Origin of the sequence: Streptomyces sp. NBC_01317, assembly GCF_035961655.1 — a bacterium.
Classification (GTDB): Bacteria; Actinomycetota; Actinomycetes; order Streptomycetales; family Streptomycetaceae; genus Streptomyces.
Map to the genome: position 1 here is coordinate 4367615 of NZ_CP108393.1, position 19550 is coordinate 4387164.

At 70.7% G+C, this 19550-nt stretch carries 20 protein-coding genes; 10 read left to right on the forward strand and 10 right to left on the reverse strand.

Annotated features, from left to right (window positions below; genetic code table 11):
* Positions 1-6: 6 nt before the first annotated feature.
* The 3 genes from OG349_RS18760 to OG349_RS18770 form a co-directional block, all read right to left on the reverse strand.
* Entirely contained in the window at positions 7-1125 is a 1119-nt protein-coding gene (locus OG349_RS18760; protein WP_327235710.1) for an HTTM domain-containing protein, read from the reverse strand.
* Complete coding sequence (locus OG349_RS18765; protein ID WP_327235711.1) at positions 1115-1819, reverse strand: DUF5819 family protein; 705 nt, start codon at positions 1817-1819, stop codon at positions 1115-1117. Before OG349_RS18765 ends, OG349_RS18760 begins: the two co-directional genes overlap by 11 nt.
* Positions 1820-1929: 110 nt before the next feature.
* On the reverse strand, positions 1930-3345 hold the full coding sequence (locus OG349_RS18770; RefSeq protein ID WP_327235712.1) for an ice-binding family protein: 1416 nt from the start codon (positions 3343-3345) through the stop codon (positions 1930-1932).
* 250 nt (positions 3346-3595) lie between these two features.
* Between OG349_RS18770 and OG349_RS18775 the strand changes: the two genes are divergently transcribed.
* The 4 genes from OG349_RS18775 to OG349_RS18790 all read left to right on the forward strand — a co-directional run bounded on the left by OG349_RS18775 (position 3596) and on the right by OG349_RS18790 (position 7932).
* A complete protein-coding gene (locus OG349_RS18775) occupies positions 3596-4495 on the forward strand; it encodes a DUF2797 domain-containing protein (protein WP_442806397.1) in 900 nt (299 codons plus the stop codon).
* A 69-nt stretch (positions 4496-4564) separates the two neighbouring features.
* On the forward strand, positions 4565-5494 hold the full coding sequence (locus OG349_RS18780) for an amidohydrolase family protein (RefSeq protein WP_442806398.1): 930 nt from the start codon (positions 4565-4567) through the stop codon (positions 5492-5494).
* 45 nt (positions 5495-5539) lie between these two features.
* The gene (locus OG349_RS18785) at positions 5540-6295 is read left to right on the forward strand and encodes a response regulator transcription factor (RefSeq protein WP_327235713.1); all 756 of its coding nucleotides are present in this window, start codon (positions 5540-5542) and stop codon (positions 6293-6295) included.
* Positions 6292-7932, forward strand: coding sequence for a sensor histidine kinase (locus OG349_RS18790; RefSeq protein WP_327235714.1), 1641 nt, complete (start codon positions 6292-6294; stop codon positions 7930-7932). Before OG349_RS18785 ends, OG349_RS18790 begins: the two co-directional genes overlap by 4 nt.
* A gap of 14 nt (positions 7933-7946) precedes the next feature.
* On the opposite strand, the gene OG349_RS18795 is transcribed toward OG349_RS18790, so the two are convergent.
* Both OG349_RS18795 and OG349_RS18800 read right to left on the reverse strand, forming a co-directional pair.
* Complete coding sequence (locus tag OG349_RS18795) at positions 7947-8663, reverse strand: SDR family oxidoreductase (RefSeq protein WP_327235715.1); 717 nt, start codon at positions 8661-8663, stop codon at positions 7947-7949.
* A gap of 58 nt (positions 8664-8721) precedes the next feature.
* Entirely contained in the window at positions 8722-9582 is an 861-nt protein-coding gene (locus OG349_RS18800) for a DUF427 domain-containing protein (protein ID WP_327235716.1), read from the reverse strand.
* 204 nt (positions 9583-9786) lie between these two features.
* Between OG349_RS18800 and OG349_RS18805 the strand changes: the two genes are divergently transcribed.
* The 3 genes from OG349_RS18805 to OG349_RS18815 are packed head-to-tail and all read left to right on the forward strand — an operon-like array spanning position 9787 to position 12180.
* Positions 9787-10503: an SDR family oxidoreductase gene (locus OG349_RS18805; RefSeq protein ID WP_327235717.1), complete on the forward strand. Its 717-nt coding sequence runs from the start codon at positions 9787-9789 to the stop codon at positions 10501-10503.
* Positions 10504-10526: 23 nt separating this feature from the next.
* Complete coding sequence (locus tag OG349_RS18810) at positions 10527-11399, forward strand: alpha/beta fold hydrolase (protein WP_327235718.1); 873 nt, start codon at positions 10527-10529, stop codon at positions 11397-11399.
* A gap of 49 nt (positions 11400-11448) precedes the next feature.
* Entirely contained in the window at positions 11449-12180 is a 732-nt protein-coding gene (locus tag OG349_RS18815; RefSeq protein WP_327235719.1) for an alpha/beta fold hydrolase, read from the forward strand.
* Here the strand turns inward: OG349_RS18815 and OG349_RS18820 are convergent.
* Entirely contained in the window at positions 12070-13029 is a 960-nt protein-coding gene (locus tag OG349_RS18820) for a LysR family transcriptional regulator (RefSeq protein ID WP_327235720.1), read from the reverse strand. The genes OG349_RS18815 and OG349_RS18820 overlap by 111 nt on opposite strands.
* 221 nt (positions 13030-13250) lie before the next feature.
* Here OG349_RS18820 and OG349_RS18825 point away from each other — a divergent pair, with 221 nt between their 5' ends.
* Positions 13251-14093, forward strand: coding sequence for a TetR/AcrR family transcriptional regulator (locus tag OG349_RS18825; RefSeq protein ID WP_327235721.1), 843 nt, complete (start codon positions 13251-13253; stop codon positions 14091-14093).
* Between the two features lie 71 nt (positions 14094-14164).
* Complete coding sequence (locus OG349_RS18830) at positions 14165-14473, forward strand: hypothetical protein (RefSeq protein ID WP_327235722.1); 309 nt, start codon at positions 14165-14167, stop codon at positions 14471-14473.
* A gap of 60 nt (positions 14474-14533) precedes the next feature.
* Here OG349_RS18830 and OG349_RS18835 read toward each other — a convergent pair whose 3' ends face one another.
* From OG349_RS18835 to OG349_RS18850, 4 genes are read right to left on the reverse strand one after another with little or no spacing between them, the layout of a single operon-like run.
* Positions 14534-14998 carry a PPOX class F420-dependent oxidoreductase gene (locus OG349_RS18835; protein WP_327235723.1) on the reverse strand — a complete coding sequence of 155 codons (465 nt, stop codon included), beginning with the start codon at positions 14996-14998 and terminating at the stop codon, positions 14534-14536.
* Positions 14999-15008: 10 nt separating this feature from the next.
* Positions 15009-15842 carry a YceI family protein gene (locus OG349_RS18840; protein WP_327235724.1) on the reverse strand — a complete coding sequence of 278 codons (834 nt, stop codon included), beginning with the start codon at positions 15840-15842 and terminating at the stop codon, positions 15009-15011.
* A gap of 50 nt (positions 15843-15892) precedes the next feature.
* Positions 15893-18400, reverse strand: a complete 2508-nt coding sequence (locus OG349_RS18845) for an MFS transporter (protein WP_327235725.1) — start codon at positions 18398-18400, stop codon at positions 15893-15895.
* 52 nt (positions 18401-18452) lie between these two features.
* Positions 18453-18926, reverse strand: a complete 474-nt coding sequence (locus tag OG349_RS18850; protein WP_327235726.1) for a MarR family winged helix-turn-helix transcriptional regulator — start codon at positions 18924-18926, stop codon at positions 18453-18455.
* A gap of 281 nt (positions 18927-19207) precedes the next feature.
* On the opposite strand from OG349_RS18850, the gene OG349_RS18855 reads away from it, so the two are divergent.
* Complete coding sequence (locus tag OG349_RS18855; protein ID WP_327235727.1) at positions 19208-19417, forward strand: hypothetical protein; 210 nt, start codon at positions 19208-19210, stop codon at positions 19415-19417.
* The last annotated feature ends 133 nt before the right edge of the window (positions 19418-19550 follow it).

Below are 19550 nucleotides of genomic sequence, written 5' to 3' on the forward strand. Positions count from 1 at the left end.
CGTCCGTCAGGCCAGGGGGCGTGAAACCGACTTTGCTCCCTCCGTGCGGGTCTGTTGGGGGAGGGGTGTCGGTGCCGTCGGCGGCTTGTTCTTGCGGGTGGCCAGGCTGCGGGTTCGTTGGGACAGGGACGTGAAGAAGCGGTCCGGGAGGAAGACCGTGTCGGCCACGATCATGGCGCCGGAGAAGAGTGGCAGGCCCATGAGGAGGGCGATTCCCAGGTGCATGCCGAGCAGTGCCGCCAGGACCGGGTACTTCAGGCGGCCGAACAGGGTGAAGGGGAAAGCCACCTGGAGCAGCACGGTCAGGTAGCCCGTGACGGCGATCATCAGGGGGTACTGGTCGGCCAGCTGGGAGAGCGCGGGCCAAGGGCGGAAGAGTTGGAGGTTCAGTACGTAGTGGAGGGCCGTGCCGTTGCCCCAGGTGCCGCCCTGGACCTTGTACAGGCCGGCCGATCCGTACAGGAAGCAGACCTGCGCCGCGATCACGAACATCGCGCAGTTGTGCAGTGTGGTGGTGAGTGTTTTTCCCGCGTCGCGGAGGGCGGGGAGGGGGGCGGTTCGGGAGCGTGGTTTCCTGGCCGGCCTCGTACGGGCGCGGCGTGCGTCCAGGGACCAGCGTCTTCCGCAGGCCGTCAGGACCAGGCAGACGGTCATGAGGAGGATGAGGTTGTCTCCGCCGTCCGTCATGAAGATCGACCGGGCGTGGAACGACGCCACCACGACCGCGAAGAGCACGGACAGGATCCGGGTCCGCCAGCCCAGTGTGAACAGGGCCGAGACGACCAGGGCCGCCGCGTAGCAGCATTCGAAGTACGTCCGGCTGTCCGACAGGGTCAGGACGCTGGCCCAGCCGGTCTGGTCGAACAACTCCCTGGCCAGCGTGGGAGTCCACGGCGAACCGGGGCCCCAGATCTCGTCGCGGTGCGGGAACTCGCGCAGCAGGAAGGCGAGGTAGAGGAAGCCGTACCCGATGCGCAGCACGGCCGCCGCGTACAGGGAGACGGGACGTTCGACGAGGAGCGTGGCCAGGGCCCTTGCACGGGCGGGCAGTGACGTGGTTCCGGTGTCCTCCGTCCGCGGGTCCGTGGACCGCCGCGGGACCGGCGCGATTCGTTCAGTTTCCATCCCGGTTCACCTTCCGCCACGGCAGCAGCCGGTTCTCTGTCACCCGGGACGCCGTCGGCGCCTGCCGGCCGTCCGGTGGCGCGGGTGGGGCGATCGCCAGCGTGAGGACCCTGAGCTGGAGGGACTCGAAGGGGCCGTCGCCGTGGTCGGCCGCGCGGTCCGACGCGATGTTGTACAGATACCGCTGGATCATCGCGGCCCGCTCCGAATGGGGCCGGTCGTCACCGCCGTGCAGTTCGACGTACGACGTCCAGGCGCGGCGCAGCAGGTTCTGTGTGGTGTGGCTGGGGAACACGTTGTGCTTCACATCGGCTCGGTCGGCGGCCGTCACGTCGAACCAGTCGCTGACCTCGACGGTGCCGTCCGGCGCGGTGTGTGCCGTCCTCGCCAGAATGCGCCGGTTGACGGAGTCCGGGTCCGGTGCGAAGAGCCGCCAATTCTGTTCGAACAGTGGATAGATCCATGCGTCGATCTGTCGACCGTAGCGCTGTGAAACCGCATTGGCCGGGGCCACGTGCAGGAATACCATCGTCACGTGTGTCAGCGTCGTCACCGCGCAGAGGGCGACCACTGTCCGCAGCCCCGCTTTCAGCGTGCGCGCGAGCCAGGGGCGTGGTCGTGCCGAAGGCACGGATTCCGCAATTGTTTCTTCCTCCTGTTCTCGTAGGATTTCTTTCTCGTCGCAGCTACTCACGTCCACGTTTCCTTACGGGGATTCACGGACGGCACGCGGCGGAATCGGGATCCGGGATTCCGCCGCGCGCCGCCGCTGATCGAGCCGGATGTACCGGCCCGGACCGTCACCTAGCGCGTCTGGCCCTGGTCGTCGGACCACTCGCCGTGACTGTCGTGACCCTCGGAGTCACCGGGGTTCCGCGACTCGTCGTGGTCCTCGGGCCCCTGGGGCCGGTCGCCGTAGCCGCCGTAACCCTCGTCGCCGCCGTAGCCGCCGTAGCCGCCCTCTTCGTGGCCGGGCTTGCCGTGGCCCTCACCGTGCTCGGGCTTGCCGTGATCGCCGCCGTGGCCGGGCTTGCCGTGGCCTCCGCCGTGTTCCGGCTTGCCGTGGCCGGGCTTGCCGTGGCCGCCACCGTGCTCGGGCTTGCCGTGGCCGCCCCCGGTGATGTTGCCCCCGGTGATGTTCCCGCCCGTGATGTTGCCGCCGGCGGTGTTCCCCTTGGTGGAGTTGCCTCCGGTGGTGTTGCCCGCCGTGTTGCCGGACGTGTTCCCCGAGATGTTCCCGGAGGTGCTGACCGTGCTGCCGCCGCCGATGGTGCCACCGCCCAGCACGCCCCCGAGGACGCCGCCCAGCACACCGCCGTTGGTGGTGCCGCCGGTGGTGCCACCGGTCAGTACGCCCCCGAGGACGCCGCCCAGCACGCCGGTGGTCGTCCCGGTCGTCGTACCCGTGGTGGTACCGGTCGTGGTGCCCGTCGTCGTGCCGGTGGTCGTCCCGGTCGTCGTGCCACCCGTGGTGGTCGTGGAGCAGGTCGCCCGGCTGATGCGGTTGTTGTCCAGGGTCACCGAGCCGTTACGGGCCAGCGCCCGGCCGTCGATGCTCGCCCCGGTCGTGACGCTGATCGAGGTCAGGGCCAGGATGTTGCCCACGAAGACGGAGTTGGTGCCGAGCGTGGCCGAGCTGCCGATCTCCCAGAAGACGTTGCACGGCTGGGCGCCGTTGATCAGCGCCACGCGGCTGGCGGACGCCGTCGTCAGTCCGGAGCCCACCTGGAACACCCAGACGGCGTTGGGGTTGCCGCCCGCGTCCAGCGTGAGGGTGCCGGTGAGGCCCAGCGTGGAGGACGCCGTGTAGACGCCGGGAACGAGGGTCAGACCGCCGGCGTCCGGCGGGAGAGCGGCGTCGGTGGCCTGCCCCGCGGCGTTGTTGTACGCGGCGACCAGGTCGGACTTCGCCTGGAGCGCGACGGCGTCCGCCGAGTGCTGGACACCGTTCACCAGACCGGGCGGGAACCCGCTGATGGCCGTACCCGGACTCACGCCGACGTCACCGGTGATGACCGAGGGGCCGGTATTGGTGATCTGCTGTCCCGCCAGTACGGCGAAACTGTCCGCGGTACCCAGCGGAACGGGTGTCGCGATGGCGACGGCCTGGGTCGACGTCATTACCACGACGGCGGCGGCGACCAGCGGGGCCATCGCCCCGGCAATCAATCTGGGAACGATACGGCGACGTGACGGCGCGCGCGAGACGTCCAATGTCATGAGAGAGCCTGCTCCTGTAGAACGGGGGTCCTTGGACAGGGAAGTTCGGGGTCTGGGAACAGCCCGGCTGTCATAGGCACATAACGCTTGAACGCGCCATTCGGAAATGATGCATTCGAGTGAGACTTTATTTTTGGAGGACGGACAAGAGATTTCGGGGCGTTCGTCGGAGGTCGTGGGGCGATGCCGGTGGGGGCCAACGCGGTGGGGCGTTGTCAGTGGCGTGGGGGACAGTGGTCGGGTGACGTCTGTGGGCTGGTGGTGTGACGGGGTGGGGTGGGCGGGCGGGACGCCCGTGCTCCGGTGGCGGCGGGGCGGTGGAGTGGGTGTGCGGCGGGAGAGTGCCGTCGCGTGGGGGAGTGCGGTCGGGTTTCGAGTGGTGGGGGTGCGGGTCTGTCGTGGGGCCCGGGGGAATCCGTGTCCGGTGAACGGTGTGCTCGGGGGGCGGTCGACCGGGGGGCTGTGTGTGGAGTGCTCCCGGTTGGACCGGCTGCATTCCGTGGCCGCCGACGCGCTCGCCGATGACCCCCGCGCCTACCGCGTGTACGTGGCCTGGTTCGGTCCTGGGATGGTCAAGGTGGGGATCACCAGGGAGGAGCGGGGGGCCGCGCGGCTGTTGGAGCAGGGGGCCGTGGTCTTCAGCTGGCTGGGGCGGGGGCCTCTGATGGCCGCGCGGCGGGCCGAGGAGTTGTTGCGGGTCGCGCTGGGTGTGCCGGACCGGATTCCGTACGCGGAGAAGCGGCGCGTACGGGCCGATCTGCCCGGGGTGGCCGAGCGCGCGGACGAGGTACGGCGGCTGCATGCGCGGGCCGGGGCGTTGGCCGGCTGGCCCGAGTCCTTGGAGCGGATCGGGTTCGAGGCGGTCGACCACGGGGGCGTCTTCGGACTGGACGGGCTCGCGCCTGCCACCGATGTGGTGCGGGAGCTGGTGGACGGGGGGTGCGTCGCCGGACGGCTCCTCGCCGCTTCCGGGCCTGATCTGCATCTCGCCACGGCCGGGGGCGGGAGGGGAGGGAGCGGAAGGGTGGTTGTCCTGGACACCCGGCTGATGAAGGGATGGGAGGTGATCGGCGTGAGGGACGGGGAAGGGGAGTTGACCGTGCCTGTGCTGGACGTACGGGCGGGAGACGTTCAGGGTGGCCTCTTCTGAATTCTGAGGAGGCGGCCGAGGAAGGGGTTTTTCGTGGGCGATCCGGCTGATCCGGCTGATCCGGCCGACGTGGCGGATGTGGCCGATGCGGCTGATGTACGTGACGTGTTGCGCTTCCGGGAGCGGGTCGGGCTGCCCGCGCTTGTCGATGTGCACACCCACTTCATGCCTGACCGCGTCCTCCGCAAGGTGTGGGCCTACTTCGACTCCGCCGGGCCCCTGATCGGCCGGGAGTGGCCCATCACCTACCGGCAGGCGGAGGACGAACGTGTCGCGCTGCTGCGGGCGTTCGGGGTACGTGCCTTCACCTCGATGCTCTACCCGCACAAGCCCGGCATGGCCGAGTGGCTGAACGGGTGGGCCGCCGGCTTCGCCTCGCGTACCCCCGACTGTCTGCGGACCGCCACGCTCTTTCCCGAGGCGGGAGTCGAGACGTACGTCCGCAGGGCCGTCGAGGGTGGGGCCCGGGTCTTCAAGGCCCACTTCCAGGTGGGGGCCTACGACCCGAACGACCAGCTGCTCGACGGGGCCTGGGGGCTGCTCGCCGAGGCCGGGGTGCCGGTGGTGACGCACTGCGGCTCCGGGCCGGCGCCCGGCAAGCACACCGGGCCCGAGCCCGTGGGCCGGCTGCTCGCGCGCCACCCCGGGCTGCGGCTGGTGGTCGCGCACATGGGGATGCCGGAGTACGGGGACTTCCTCGACCTGGCCGAGCGGTACGGGGAGGTGCGGCTCGACACGACGATGGCGTTCACGGACTTCAGCGAGGCCATGGCCCCCTTCCCCCGCGAGGCCAGGGGGCGGCTGGCGGATCTGGGGGACCGGATCCTGCTCGGGAGCGATTTCCCCAACATTCCGTACCCCTACGTCCACCAGCTGGAGGCCCTGGAAGGGCTCGGACTGGGGGAGGACTGGCTGCGGGCGGTGTGCCACGACAACGGCGCCCGGCTCTTCGGTCTTGCCCGGCAGGCAGGTCCCAGGGGTTTCTCAGGGAATTCATAGGAATCGGCAAGAACCCTCTCACCGGCCCTCCCCAGGGTGAGGACCATGACCGTGATCTCGCCCAGGGGGCGCGCCGAAATGCTCAGGTCGGACGGGAACCCCGTCCGTGTCCTCGTCGTCGACGACGAGGCCTCGCTGACCGAGCTGCTGTCCATGGCCCTGCGGTACGAGGGGTGGGAGGTGCGCAGCGCCGGCGACGGGGCGGGCGCGGTGCGGTCGGCGCGGGAGTTCCGGCCCGACGCGGTGGTGCTCGACGTGATGCTGCCCGACATGGACGGGCTCGCGGTGCTCGGCCGGCTCCGGCGTGAGCTGCCCCAGGTGCCCGTGCTCTTCCTCACGGCGAAGGACGCCGTCGAGGACCGTATCGCCGGGCTGACGGCGGGCGGCGACGACTACGTCACCAAGCCGTTCAGCCTGGAGGAGGTCGTCGCGCGGCTGCGCGGCCTGATCAGGCGCTCCGGCGCCGCCGCCACCCGCAGCGAGTCGCTGCTGGCCGTCGGGGACCTCACCCTGGACGAGGACAGCCACGACGTCGTCCGGGCCGGCCGGTCCATCCACCTCACGGCCACCGAGTTCGAGCTGCTCCGCTACCTCATGCGCAATCCGCGCCGCGTGCTGAGCAAGGCCCAGATACTCGACCGGGTGTGGTCGTACGACTTCGGCGGCCAGGCCAACGTGGTCGAGCTCTACATCTCGTACCTGCGCAGGAAGATCGACGCGGGTCACCCGCCGATGATCCACACCCGGCGCGGCGCCGGATACCTGATCAAGCCCGGCGACCCGGCCGCCGCTCCGCGATGACGGCCGCCACGCGACGGCGCTGGTCGCTGCGGACCCGGCTGGTGGTGTCCGCGGTGTCGCTGATCGCTGTGGTGGCCGCGGTGATCGGGAGCGTCACGACGATCGCGTTCCGTTCGCATCTGTACGACCAGCTGGACACCCAGGTGTCCACCATCGCCGCGCGCGCCGCGGGCCCCCAGGAACGGCCGCCCCGGTCCACCGGTCCCCCGGCGCAGGCGTCCGGCGGGCTGGCGGGCAAGGACCCGTTGAAGGTGGTGACGGGCGGCGGCGCCCCCGTGGGGACCGTCGGCGCGGAGGTGACGGACGCCGGGGCCCTCGGACGGTCGCTGATCAGCACCCAGGAGGAGACCCCGGAGGACCCCCAGGTCACCGACCGGCCGCTGACCGCCGCGCAGACCGCCGCGCTCGCGACCGTCCCGCGCGACGGCGACCCGCACACCGTGACCCTGCCCGGCCGCGGGGACTACCGGGTCCAGTACGTCAGCGGCATCAAGGGCGACTTCCTCGTCGGGGTGCCCCTCAACCCGGTCCGGAACACTCTCAACACGCTGATCGTCGTGGAGGTCTGCGTCACCGTCGCGGGGCTGGCCGCCGCCGGGATCGCGGGTGGTGTCCTCGTCGGGATCGCGCTGCGGCCGCTGCGCCGCGTCGCGACGACCGCCACGCGCGTCTCCGAACTGCCCCTGCACCGGGGGGAGGTGGCTCCGCTCGTACGGGTTCCGGCGGCGGAGGCCGATCCGCGGACGGAAGTCGGGCAGGTGGGGGCCGCCCTCAACCGGATGCTCGGGCATGTCGGGTCCGCGCTGAGGGCCAGGCAGGAGAGCGAGACGCGGGTACGGCAGTTCGTGGCCGACGCGGGCCACGAGTTGCGTACGCCCCTGGCCTCGATCCGGGGGTACGCGGAGCTGACGCGCCGGGGCCGTGAGGAGACCGGCCCGGACACGCGGTACGCGCTGCGGCGGATCGAGGCGGAGGCGGAGCGGATGACCGGGCTGGTGGAGGATCTGCTCCTGCTGGCGCGACTGGACGCCGGACGGCCGCTCTCGTACGGGAGCACTGATCTCTCCCCCTTGGTCGTGGACGCGGTCAGTGACGCGCGCGCGGCCGGCCAGGACCACCACTGGCGGCTGGACCTGCCGGAGCCGGACGACCCGGCCGCCATCGTCCTCGCCGACGGGTCCCGGCTCCACCAGGTGCTCGTCAACCTGCTCGCCAACGCCCGGACGCACACCCCGCCGGGCACGACCGTCACCGCCCGGGTCCGCCGGGAGGACGGGAAGGGCCGGGGTGCGGGCCGCGACGCGTACGTCGGTCCGTGGGTGGTGCTGGAAGTGGAGGACAACGGTCCTGGAGTTCCCCGCTCCCTCCTTCCCCACGTCTTCGAACGCTTCGCGCGCGGCGACGCCTCGCGTTCCCGCGCCGCCGGTTCGACCGGCCTCGGCCTGGCCATCGTCCAGGCGGTGGTCACCGCGCACGGCGGGACCGTGGACGTACGGAGCGTGCCCGGCCGGACCGTGTTCGCCGTACGGCTGCCCGCGCACCCCGGGCAGTCCCCGGATCTCGGCCACACTCCCGACAACAACCACAACCGCAACCACAGCTCACCGACAGGACGCGGGCTCAGCACACGCCGCTGACAGCCGGCCCCGCGTCAGGCGAGCGGTTCGCCGCCGTCGACCGACAGCGAGACACCTGTCAGGAAGGTGTTGGTCATCGCGAAGACGACGGCGTCCGCGATGTCCTCCGCGGTGCCGATCCGCCGCGCCGGGTTGTGCGCGCTCCTGTCGGCGAACAGCGCGGCCTTCTTCTCCTCGCCCAAGGCGTCGTACGCCCCCGTGTCGACGATCCCCGGCGAGATGGCGTTGACCCGTACGGGAGCCAGTTCCACGGCGAGGGCCTTGGCGATCACATCCGCCGCCCCGTTGGTGGCGGCGACGGCCAGCATGCCGGGAACGGGCTTGATGGCCGTGGCGCCGGAGAAGAGGGTGAGGGAGCCACCCTCGCGGATCCGGTCACGGAAATGCTTGGCGAGGATGATCGGCCCGATCGCCTTTGTCGCGAAGGACAGCCGGAGGATCTCGGGGGAGAGCGCGTCGATGGTGCCCCGGGCCCGGGCCGAGGCGGTCGACACGATGTGGTCGACCTCTCCGAGCCGTTCGGCCAGGGCGACGACCGACTGCTCGTCCGTGAGGTCCACCGTCTCCGGGGTGACTCCCGGGTCGTTGTACGCCTTCGCGAGGCTCTCCTCGTCGCGTCCGGCGACCACGACCCGTGCGCCGGCCTCCCGGGCCGCCAGCGTCACCGCGCGGGCGATACCGCTGCCGCGCCCGACCACAAGGACCGTCTTGTCCTGGAGTGTTGATTTCATCGCTTGTCTCCGTATCGCGTCTGTCACGTCTGTTCCGTGGCGCGGGGAATTCCCGGGGTTACGGTTTCTCCACCTCGGCCACGTCGAGTCCGCGATCGGCACCGTGCGGGATGACCGTCTGGCCGGGCTCCAGCTCCAGGCGCGTACCGTCCAGGTGGACCGCGATCTTGTCCGGCTCGAAGGACACGAGATCGTCGACGCGGCGCACCTCGTCGTAGGCGTGGCGGTAGGACCAGGCGGCGCCTTCGGTGCCGCCGATCTCGTAGTAGTCCGCGAGTCCCTTGTACGGGCAGAAGGTCTGGCCCTCGACGGGCGTGAGGGCGTCCTCGTCGATGTCGGCCCGGGGCACGTACCAGCGCGGCGCGAAGCCGGACTCGTACAGCACGACGGGCCGCCGGGTGTTCGCCACCACCCGGTCGCCGTCCCGTACTTCGAGGTGCCGCGAGGAGTCGCGGATGTCGATCCGGTGGTACGCGTCCGCCGCGTGGCCGAGGATCCGTTCGTCCTCTTCGTAGAAGGCGTCCATGGCACGCCAGGCGAACGCCACCCGGTCCTCGAACTCCCCGGCGTACGCGGGCAGTTCCGTGTGCCGCCAGGCGGCGCGCGGGGTCTTCCGGTCCTTTCCGTGGACCGTGTACCAGGTCGTGGTGCCCAGTTCGCGGTGCCGGGTGGTCAGTTGGCCCGCTTCCAGGACACCGTGCTCCACCGCGCCGAGCGGGAAATACGCCACCGGATACCTGCCGGGTTCGTGCAGGAGAATCACGTCCTCGCTCTCCGCTATGCACTCGCCGGAGAATCGGACCCGCATCCTGCGGCGGAGCCGTTCCGCGAACAGCAGCCTCTCGGGCAAGGGTTCGGGTGTGAGGAACCTGCCGATCGAATGCGGTGCGAGAGGCCCCTGCTGCCATGCCAGACCCATGACGATTCCTTCTTCCACTGATGGCTCTGCGGGCGGATATGCGCGTGCCTCGGACCTTCCATCGTAGATCTCCTCCCGGCCCATTGCCGAGGTCGGAGGTCATGCGGGAAATCTTGGCTTTCCCTCGGGAAAACGCATGATCCAGAAGCGGCGGTCGGCAAATTCGCTCGTTAGGCTGGGAGGACACGCTCAAGGGAGGAAGCCATGGCTCTCTCGTTGAAAGGGCGGACCGTGCTCGTCATCGGCCGGGGGAGTGGAATCGCCCGGGCCGTCGTCCTCGCCGCGCGGTCCGAGGGAGCGAACGTCGTGGTGGCGGGGCGGAGCCGGGAAGCGCTGCGGGACGCGTACGACGATCCGGGGATCGAGGTGGAGGACGTCGACCTCAACGACGACGCGAGCATCGCCGCCCTCGCGGAGCGGCTGGGCGAGATCGACCACCTGGTGTCGACCGCCTCGGCCCGCGCCCGCGGTCACCTGGCGGAACTCGACCGCGGGGCGGTCCTGCATTCGTTCGACACCAAGGTCGTCGGGCCGATCATGCTCGCCAAGTATTTCTCCGGACGGATCGCGGAGGGGGGTTCCTTCACGCTCTTCTCCGGTGTGGCCGCGTTCAAGCCGGTGATCGGCTACCTCGGCGTCGCCGCCACCAACGGAGCCGCCGATTTCCTGACGCGGTCCCTCGCCCTTGAAATGGGGCCGGTCAGGGTCAACGCCATCTCGCCGGGTGTCATCGACACCGGGATCTGGGACTCCTTGGGCGAAGAAGAGAAGAAAGCCTATTTCGCAAACCTCCGGACGAGAAATCCAGCCCGCCGTATCGGCACGGTGGACGACATTTCCGCCGCGGTTCTTTTCGCCATGACAAACGCTTCGCTGACAGGTGTGACTCTCCGCGTCGACGGTGGAGAGCCTCTCACCTGAGGCGCCACCCCGAAGGGGCCATCATGAACGTTGTTCACCATCGTTACGCGACCGTCCAGGGGCACCAGATCTTCTACCGGGAGGCGGGACCCGCCGACGCCCCCGCACTTGTCCTGCTGCACGGTTTCCCGACCAGCTCGTACATGTTCCGCGACCTGATTCCGAAGCTGGCCGACCGGTACCACGTCATCGCGCCGGACCACCTCGGCTTCGGCCTGTCCGACGCGCCGGCCGCCGACCGGTTCGACTACACCTTCGACGCGCTGACCGCGCTCACCAAGGGCCTGCTCGACCAGCTCGGCGTCACCCGCTACGCCCTCTACGTCCAGGACTACGGCGCCCCCATCGGCTGGCGCCTGGCGCTCGGCGAGCCGGACGCGATCACCGCGATCGTCAGCCAGAGCGGCAACGCCTACGACAGCGGCTTCGTCGAGGCGTTCTGGAAGGCCGTGTGGGACTACCAGCGGGAGCAGACCGAGGAGACCGAGGCGGCGATCCGTGGCGCCTTCACCCTCGACCTCATCAAGTGGCAGTACGTCACGGGCGTCCCGGACGAGACGGTCGTCAGCCCCGACGCCTGGTACCACGACCACCACCTGATCTCCCGGCCGGGCAACGACCTCGTCCAGCTCGCCCTGTTCCGCGACTACGCCACCAACTCGCCCCTCTACCCGAGCGTCCACGCGTACTTCCGCGAACACAGGCCGCCGCTCCTCGCGGTCTGGGGCAAGAACGACCCGATCTTCGGTCCCCCCGGGGCGGAGTCGTTCCGGGAGGACCTTCCCGACGCCCGGATCCACCTGCTCGACGGCGGGCACTTCCTGCTCGAAAGCCGTCTGGACGAGGCCGCCGGGCTCATCCACTCGTTCCTGGATGACGTCGACCCCAAGCCGTAACACCTCTCACGCAAGGCCATCACACCACTCACGCAAGGAAGTCGAAGAGATGAACCACACCTCGGCGGCCCCCGACCGCGCGCCGTCCGTGATCCTCGCCCACGGCGCCTGGGCGGACGGATCGAGCTGGAGCAAGGTGATCACCCGGCTGACATCGCACGGCATCCGGACCCTGGCCGCCCCGCTGCCGCTCTCCTCGCCGCAGGACGACCTGGCAGCGCTGGAACGGACACTTGAGCGCACCGAAGGCCCGGTGGTCCTGGTCGGTCACGCCTACGCCGGAGCCGTCATCGGCGCGACCCGGAACGACCGGGTGGCCGGACTGGTGTACGTCGCCGCGCTCACCCCCGACGAGGGCGAGACGGTGGCCGACGTCTACTACCGGGACCAACCGCACCCGAAGGCACCGACGTTGGCCCCGGACGCCGACGGATACATATGGCTCCCCGAGACCGCGTTCGGCGACGCCTTCGCCCCGGACGCCACCGACGAGGAACGCGCCCTGCTCGCCGCCGTCCAGCGGCCGATCGCGGGCGCCTGCATCAGCACCCCCGTCGGCCGCCCGCTCTGGCGGGACCGGCCGAGCTGGTACCTCGTCGCCGAGCGGGACCGCATGATCCCCACCGGCACCCAGCGCTTCATGGCGGAGAGGATGAACGCCGACGTACGGTCAGGACCCACCGACCACTCCCCGCTCGTCACCGCCCCCGGAGCCGTCACCGACCTGATCCTGGAAGCCGTCCGCGCGGTCCGTCCCGGCCGGCAGTCCCTGGTTCCGTAGATCCCTCAGGAAGAGGGCGACCAGGGCGTCCGAGGGAACGGTCGTGATCGCGACAACCGCGCGGCGGACCGGCGGGTCGAAACGCACCACCGCTCCGGCGGGCCGTACGGCGAGCGCCGACGCGGGGACGATCGAAACGCCCATCCCCGCCCCGGCCAGCTGGGCCGCGGTGCGGGGACTGCGCGTACGGAGCACGGGACTGAGCGAGACCTGGTGCGAGGAGACGAACCGGTCCACCCAGGCGGCGTTGCCGTTGTCACTCGTGTAGTGGACGAAGGGTTCGCCGGCCAGGTCCTCCACGCGTACGGAGGACCGGCCGGCGAAGCGGTGCTCCTCGGGGCATACGACGAGCATCTCCTCGTCCCCCAGCCGCTCGACGTGCGCCGTGGTGCCGGTCGGCTCGGGACCGACGACGATGTCCGCCTCCCCCGCCATCAGGATCTCCACCATCGCGTCCGTACTGGTGAACTCCATGAGGTCGATCCGCACCTCGGGCCGCCGGGAACGCCAGCGCCGCAGCAGGGAGACCAGCAGCCAGACGGTCATCGTCTCGGCACAGGCGAGCCGGATCCGCCCGGCCCGCCCGGCGGCCACGTCCCGGCCGGCCTCCACGGCACGTTCCGCCGCCTTCAGGGCGATACGGGCGTCGATCGCGGCGGCCCGGCCTGCGGCGGTCAGCCGTACACCCCGGGACAGCCGTTCCACCACCGGGGTGTCGAGTTCCCGCTCCAGGGCCGCGATCTGATGGGACAGAGCGGGCTGTGACAGGTGAAGGGCCGCCGCGGCCCTGGTCACAGACCCCTCGTCGACGAGTGCGACCAGACACTCCAGCGCGCGCAAAGTAGCCATCCGGTCAATCTAGTCAGACCACTCCCGGATGCCGCGGTGGAGCCGCGCCGGGCGGGGAACGCGGACAAGGCAGGCCGCGCACGCAGGGCAGACTCTTCGCCCACGGCGGCATAGCATCGCCCTCGGCGGACATTCCGGGTGCCGGTGGGCGGTATCCGGCGGTCGGCACCGCCAGGGGGCCGCGCGGCCACCCGGCCGGACGGAACCGAGGAGGCTCAGCCATGGCGTCGGAAGCCGACAGCCCGAAGCGTCCGCCCAGGACCAGCGTCTGGCTGGACGGGAAACCGGTGACCAGGCCCCGCAGGGCGGACCGTGGCGACCGCGCGGAGCCGGCGGCCGGGGAAGCGAAAAGCACCACCACCGCGACCAGGTCCGGTACCGACCAGCCCCCGCCCCTCGACCGCGACCGCATCACCGCGGTCTCGGTACGGCTCCTCGACGCCGAGGGCTCCGCGAAGTTCTCCATGCGGCGGCTGGCGGGCGAGTTGGGCGTCACCGCCATGTCCCTCTACTGGTACGTGGACACCAAGGACGACCTGCTCGAACTCGCCCTGGACGCCGTCTTCGGCGAGGTCCGCGTGCCCGACCTGACGGACGAGACCGCCGACTGGCGCGACCAGCTGCGCGAACTGGCCGTCAGCTACCGGACCGTGCTCGTACGCCACCCCTGGGTCTCCCCGCTCATCGGCAAGTACCTGAACATCGGCCCGGGTTCGCGGGCCTTCTCGTCGGCCGTCCTCGCCGTCATGGGCAGGACGGGCCTGGCTCCGTACGGCCGGATGGGCGCGGTCTCCGCGGTCTTCCAGTTCGTGTACGGATTCGGCACGATCGAGGGCCACTTCGTCCAGCGGTGCGCGGAGGCGGGCCTGACCCAGGACGAGTACCACCGGCACGCCATGGGGACCATCCACGAACAGCCGGATTTCAAGCGGGCGTTCAGGAACACCGAGGAGCTGATGGGCGCGCGCGGCAGCGAGACGGTCGAGGAGATGCGCGAGCGGGACTTCACCTTCGCGCTCGACCTCATGATCGCGGGCATCGAGGCGATGCGGGAGCGCGGCTGACGAGAAACCCTGCCCCCCGCACCGGCCGTCGGTTAGTGTCACCGCCAACTGATCGCGGGGGCGGGGGAGTCATGCTCGGACGGTGGTACACGGCGCTCGGCGTCAACCTGCTGCTCGGCGTGCCCGCCGTCGTCCCGATCTATCTGCTCTACTACACCGTCGCGACCTGGGTGGACCCGGCGCCGGAGGAGAATGACGGTTTCGGCGTCGTCCTCCTCGCCTCCGGACTTCCCGCCGCCGCCTGCGCCTTCCTCTGGTGGCTGGCCAACCGACCGCTCGCCCACCGCACCCGGCTGCGCCCGGCCCCGTACTGGGGACTCAGCCTTCTCGGCACCTTCGCTCCCACCGCCACCCTTATCGGCATCGGTATCGCGACGTAGTGACGTAGTACTGAGTCCCCCCGGAGTCCTCAACCGCCCCCAACCGCCCCCACCCGTCCCCTACGACACCAGCCGCGCCGGGAAGCCGCCCGTGGCGATCGGGCTCCACCGCTCCGGAGTCACCCGGATGATCGACTTGCCCTGCTTCACCATCGCCGCGCGGTATTCGTCCCAGTCCGGGTGCTCCCCCGCGATGTTCCGGTAGTACTCCACCAGCGGCTCGACCGACTCCGGGGAGTCGATCACCTCGGCCGCGCCGTCCACCTGCACCCAGGGGCCGCTCCAGTCGTCCGACAGGACGAGCACGCTCACCCGCTCGTCCCGCTTCGCGTTCCGCGTCTTCGCCCGCTCCGGGTACGTGGACACCACGATCCGGCCCGAGTTGTCGACGCCGCACGCGAGCGGCGAGCCCTGCGGGCGCCCGTCCGCGCGTGTGGTGAGGAGGATCGCGCGGTGCCTGGGCCGTACGAACTCCAGCAGCCCGGCCAGGTCCACGGTCGTATTCGTTGCGATGTTCGGTGCCATGGGGCCGAGCCTACGACTCCGCGCCCGGCACGCTCTCCCCCCGCACCGCCTGCACCTCCAACTCCACCCGCAGCGTGGTCCCGATCATCGCGACGCCCGCCTGGACGACCTGGTTGTAGTTCATGGCGAAGTCCTCCCGCCGCAGCTCCGCCGTCGCCCGGAAGGCCGCCCGCCGCCCGCCCCACGGATCGGGGCCCGCCCCCAGGTAGCCTAGGTCGAGACCGACCTCCCGTACGACTCCGTGCAACGCCAGTTCACCGTGCACGGTCCAGCGGTCGGGGCCCGCCGGGGTCAGGGCCGTACTCCGGTACGTGATCTCCGGGAACCGCTCCACGTCCAGGAAGTCCGGCGACCTGAGGTGCTTGTCCCGCAGGGTGTTGCCGGTGTCGATGCTCGCCGCGGCGATGACCGCGTCGACCCGGGAGCCGGCGTACGAGCCCCCCGACTCCACGATCTCGATCCGGCCGCCGAACTCCTTGAACCGCCCGCGCACGCTGGAGATCCCGAGGTGCTGGGCCACCGCGCCCACCGACGAATGCGCCGGGTCGAGGCTCCAGACACCCGGCGCGGGCAGCTCGGTGCCGTTCTGCCGGGCCAGGACCACCGTGCCGACCTCCGCCCTGCCGCTCGCCGTCACGAGTGCGGTGGAGGCGACGGGGGCGTACCCGAGTGCCGTCACGATCACGGTGTACGGACCGGGCGCGAGCGGGACGTCCGCCCGCACCGACCCGTCCTCGCCCGCCGCCGCCCTCAGCACCTGCGCGCCGGTCGTGTCGGTCATGGTCACGACCGCGTGCGGGAGCGCCCAGCCGTCCCGTGTCCGTACCTGTCCGCGAAGCCCCATCGTGCCTCTCACCTCTTTCGTCCCTCTGCCGCGTGCAACCAGGTGCCCGACTACGCGCCCGGGTGGGCCAGTTCGATGTCGTGTCCCTCGACCCCGCGCCCCGCCACCGTCAACGAGCCCGCCACCGGCGCGTATCCGGTCGCGATGACCGTGTACTCGCCCGCGTCGAGGTCGGCGAAGGCGTACGCCCCGTCGTCCCCGGTCGTCGCGGTGGCCACCACGTTCCCCGCCGCGTCGACGAGCGTCACCCGCGCGTCGGGCAGCGGGCGGCGGGCGCTGCCCGCCCGTACCGTCCCCTGTACCAGGGCGCCGGACCGGAGGACCGCCTCGATACGGGTGATCCCGTGGCCGCCTATCTCCACCGGCAGGGCCAGCGGCCGGAAGCCGGACGCGTTCACCGCGACGGTCACCGGGCCCGGCACCAGCTCGCCGAAGGCGAACTCGCCCCGCTCGGTGGACTTCCCGGTGGTCAGTACGTCGCCGCGCACGTCGGCCACGATCACCATGGCGCCCTCGACGGGCAGCCCGCCGTCCGCGCTGATCACGGTCCCGGTGAGACCGCTCGTACCGGACAGCAGGATGTCGTACCCGACCGGCTCCTCACCGACCACCACCGTGGAGGCCTGCGGCTGGAAGCCGTCGGCGGAGGCGATCAGGACGTACGAGCCGGAGCCCGGCGCGTGCAGGAGGTAGGAGCCGTCGGGCTCGGCGACCGAGCGGGCCAACTGGCTGCCGCCCAGGGAGATCAGGGTGACGGCGGCGGCGGGCACCGCGGTGCCTTCGGCGCCCCGCACGACACCGCGTACGGCGATGCCCTGCGGTTCCGGAGCCGGAGCCGTAGCCGGAGCCGTAGCCGTATCCGTGTCCGGAGCGATTTCCGGAGTTGTACGCGAATCCGTACCCGGAGCCACCTCGGAAGCCACCTCCGGAGCCGTATCCGAAGCCCCACCGGGACCCGGCGCCGCCCCCTCCCCGCCCGCCTTCGTCCTCAGCGCGACCTCCTTGATGAACAGCGTCGCCAGGAAGGCCAGCAGCGCCGCCGGCGCCGCGAACAGGAAGACGTCACCCACGCCATGGCCGTACGCGCTCTCCATGACGTTCCGCAGCGGTACGGGCAGGGCCGACAGATCAGGGATCGCCCCGCCCCCCGTCCCCGCGTGCCCCAGCGCCGCGCCCTGCGGCCCGAGGTCGGCCAGCCCGTCCTTCACGTAGTGCGTGATACGGCTGCCGAGCACCGCGCCCAGCGCCGAGACCCCGACCGCACCACCGAGGGAGCGGAAGAAGGTGACGGTCGAGCTGGCGGCGCCGAGGTCCTTGGCGGTGACCTGGTTCTGCGTCGAGAGGACCAGGTTCTGCATCATCATGCCGATGCCGAGGCCCATCAGCGCCATGTAGATCGCGATGTGCCAGTACGGGGTGTCCACCCGGATCGTGCCGAGCAGCCCGAGCCCCGCCGTCAGCAGCGCCCCGCCGCTGACGAGCCACGCCTTCCAGCGCCCCGTCCGGGTGATGACCTGCCCGGAGACGGTGGAGGAGAGGGCGAGGCCGCCGATCATCGGGATGGTCATGAGGCCGGACATCGTCGGGGACTTGTCGCGGGCGAGCTGGAAGTACTGGCTGAAGAACACCGTGCCCGTGAACATCCCGATCCCGACGAAGAGCGACGCGATCGAGGCCAGGGTGATGGTGCGGTTACGGAACAGGCGCAGCGGGATGATGGGCTCGCGCGCCCTGGACTCCACGAGGACGAAGAGCGCGCCGAGCACGAGCGAGCCGCCGACCATGACGTACGACTGCCAGGAGGCCCACTCGTACTTGCTGCCGGCGAAGGTGACCCAGATCAGCAGCAGCGAGACGGCGGCCGTGATGAAGAACGCGCCCGACCAGTCGACCTTCACCTCACGCTTGACGACCGGCAGCTTGAGCGTCTTCTGGAGCACGACCAGGGCGAGGACGGCGAACGGCACGCCCACGTAGAAGCACCAGCGCCAGCCCAGCCAGCTGGTGTCGGTGATGACTCCGCCGAGCAGCGGGCCCCCGACGGTCGCGACGGCGAAGGTGGCGCCGAGGTAGCCGCTGTAGCGGCCGCGCTCGCGCGGGGCGATCATCGCGGCCATGACGATCTGGGAGAGGGCGGAGAGACCGCCGACGCCGATGCCCTGGAAGACGCGGCAGATGATCAGCATCCCGGCGCTCTGCGAGAGGCCGGCGACCATCGAACCCGTCACATAGATGACCAGGGCTATCTGGACCAGCAGCTTCTTGCTGAAGAGGTCGGAGAGCTTGCCCCACAGGGGGGTGGTGGCCGTCATCGCCAGCAGCGAGGCGGTGACCACCCAGCTGTACGCGCTCTGGCCGCCGCCGAGGTCGGAGACGATCTCGGGGAGCGCGTTGGTGACGATCGTCGAGGAGAGGATCGCGACGAAGAGACCCAGGAGGAGCCCGGAGAGCGCCTCCATGATCTGACGGTGTGTCATGGGAGCGCCCGTCACGGGGGCGGGTTCGCCGCCACGCTTGGCGTGGCCGCCCCGCACACCGGTCGGTGTGGTCGTAGCCATGGAATTCCTTGTCCTGTGTCCTGTGTCGTCTGTCGTCCTGGACGCTCTCGCGTCAGAAGCTGTCGCGCGGCGGGCCGGGTCGGAAGCTGTCGCGCGGCGGGTCGGGTGAGAAGCTCTCGCGCAGCCGGTCGAGCAGGGCGCCGAGCCGGCCGACGTCGTCGTCGGTCCAGTCGGCGAGCGCGTACGCGAACGTCTCGGTCGTCCGCCGCGTCAGCTCGTCCAGCAGCAGGTGACCCGCCGGGGTCAGCCGCAGGATCCGCGAGCGCCTGTCCGCGGGGTCGGGGGACCGGGCGAGCCAGCCGCGCCGGGCGGCGTGGGCCACGTGCCTGCTGGTGACCGACATGTCGACCGCCAGCAGCTCGGCGAGGCGGCTCATCCGCATCTCGCCGTACCGGTCCAGCGTGGTCAGTACGGCGGCGCAGCCACCCGGGCAGTCGGCGGGCAGAGTCCGTGCCAGACCTCGTTTGACGACCCCGATGGCGCTGAGTTGCCGGGCCAGCTCCGCGTACCGACTCCGTGCGGCCATCGGCCCCGCCCTCCCCGCCGTCTTCCCGCCGTCCGAACGGTCGCCCCTCCCTATCTTGTTGCTTGGGGCAACCATAGAACTGTAGAAGCAGTTGGTTGCTACAGGCAAATGAAAGCGGGCCGAGAGGGGTAAAGGAACCCAAAAGGCTTGGCAGGGCACGGGTCAACGACGGGCGCGAGAGGACGCCGGGGGCCCCGGAGGCGTCACCGGGGCGGATTCACGGCGATCGGCGGTGGGCCCGGGGTTGGGCGGGGTGCGCGCGTTCGCTAGGGTCCTGCCCCATGGCACACAACCCCCATGCCCCGCAGGGACCCGAGGGAAATCCCGACCCCGCGGGCAGCACTCAGATGTTCCGCGCGTTTGTCGACGACGGTGAGCCGGAGCGCCGGCAGGCACCTCAGCAGCAGAGCGGGCCGAAGGTCGGACTGATCGTCGGCGTCGTCGCGGTGGTCGTCGTCCTGGCCGTGGTGGCCTGGCTGGCCTTCGGCTGAGCCCACAGGGCCGTCCCCCGAGGGCGGCGGCAGCGAAGCCTGTGACGTCCGATGTCCTGTCCGCTGATTCTTCGACTGATGCTTCGTCACCGCGGAACCCCGCCCGGAAATCCGGACACGAGGGCGGGGTCCG

What these genes read in the sequence shown, in the direction of transcription:
- OG349_RS18760 (WP_327235710.1), bottom strand. Translation starts at nt 1,125, where the DNA reads ATGGAAACTGAACGAATCGCGCCGGTCCCGCGGCGGTCCACGGACCCG.
- OG349_RS18770 (WP_327235712.1), bottom strand. Translation starts at nt 3,345, where the DNA reads ATGACATTGGACGTCTCGCGCGCGCCGTCACGTCGCCGTATCGTTCCC.
- OG349_RS18785 (WP_327235713.1), top strand. Translation starts at nt 5,540, where the DNA reads ATGACCGTGATCTCGCCCAGGGGGCGCGCCGAAATGCTCAGGTCGGAC.
- OG349_RS18790 (WP_327235714.1), top strand. Translation starts at nt 6,292, where the DNA reads ATGACGGCCGCCACGCGACGGCGCTGGTCGCTGCGGACCCGGCTGGTG.
- OG349_RS18795 (WP_327235715.1), bottom strand. Translation starts at nt 8,663, where the DNA reads ATGAAATCAACACTCCAGGACAAGACGGTCCTTGTGGTCGGGCGCGGC.
- OG349_RS18800 (WP_327235716.1), bottom strand. Translation starts at nt 9,582, where the DNA reads ATGGGTCTGGCATGGCAGCAGGGGCCTCTCGCACCGCATTCGATCGGC.
- OG349_RS18805 (WP_327235717.1), top strand. Translation starts at nt 9,787, where the DNA reads ATGGCTCTCTCGTTGAAAGGGCGGACCGTGCTCGTCATCGGCCGGGGG.
- OG349_RS18810 (WP_327235718.1), top strand. Translation starts at nt 10,527, where the DNA reads ATGAACGTTGTTCACCATCGTTACGCGACCGTCCAGGGGCACCAGATC.
- OG349_RS18815 (WP_327235719.1), top strand. Translation starts at nt 11,449, where the DNA reads ATGAACCACACCTCGGCGGCCCCCGACCGCGCGCCGTCCGTGATCCTC.
- OG349_RS18820 (WP_327235720.1), bottom strand. Translation starts at nt 13,029, where the DNA reads ATGGCTACTTTGCGCGCGCTGGAGTGTCTGGTCGCACTCGTCGACGAG.
- OG349_RS18825 (WP_327235721.1), top strand. Translation starts at nt 13,251, where the DNA reads ATGGCGTCGGAAGCCGACAGCCCGAAGCGTCCGCCCAGGACCAGCGTC.
- OG349_RS18830 (WP_327235722.1), top strand. Translation starts at nt 14,165, where the DNA reads ATGCTCGGACGGTGGTACACGGCGCTCGGCGTCAACCTGCTGCTCGGC.
- OG349_RS18835 (WP_327235723.1), bottom strand. Translation starts at nt 14,998, where the DNA reads ATGGCACCGAACATCGCAACGAATACGACCGTGGACCTGGCCGGGCTG.
- OG349_RS18840 (WP_327235724.1), bottom strand. Translation starts at nt 15,842, where the DNA reads ATGGGGCTTCGCGGACAGGTACGGACACGGGACGGCTGGGCGCTCCCG.
- OG349_RS18845 (WP_327235725.1), bottom strand. Translation starts at nt 18,400, where the DNA reads ATGGCTACGACCACACCGACCGGTGTGCGGGGCGGCCACGCCAAGCGT.
- OG349_RS18850 (WP_327235726.1), bottom strand. Translation starts at nt 18,926, where the DNA reads ATGGCCGCACGGAGTCGGTACGCGGAGCTGGCCCGGCAACTCAGCGCC.
- OG349_RS18855 (WP_327235727.1), top strand. Translation starts at nt 19,208, where the DNA reads ATGGCACACAACCCCCATGCCCCGCAGGGACCCGAGGGAAATCCCGAC.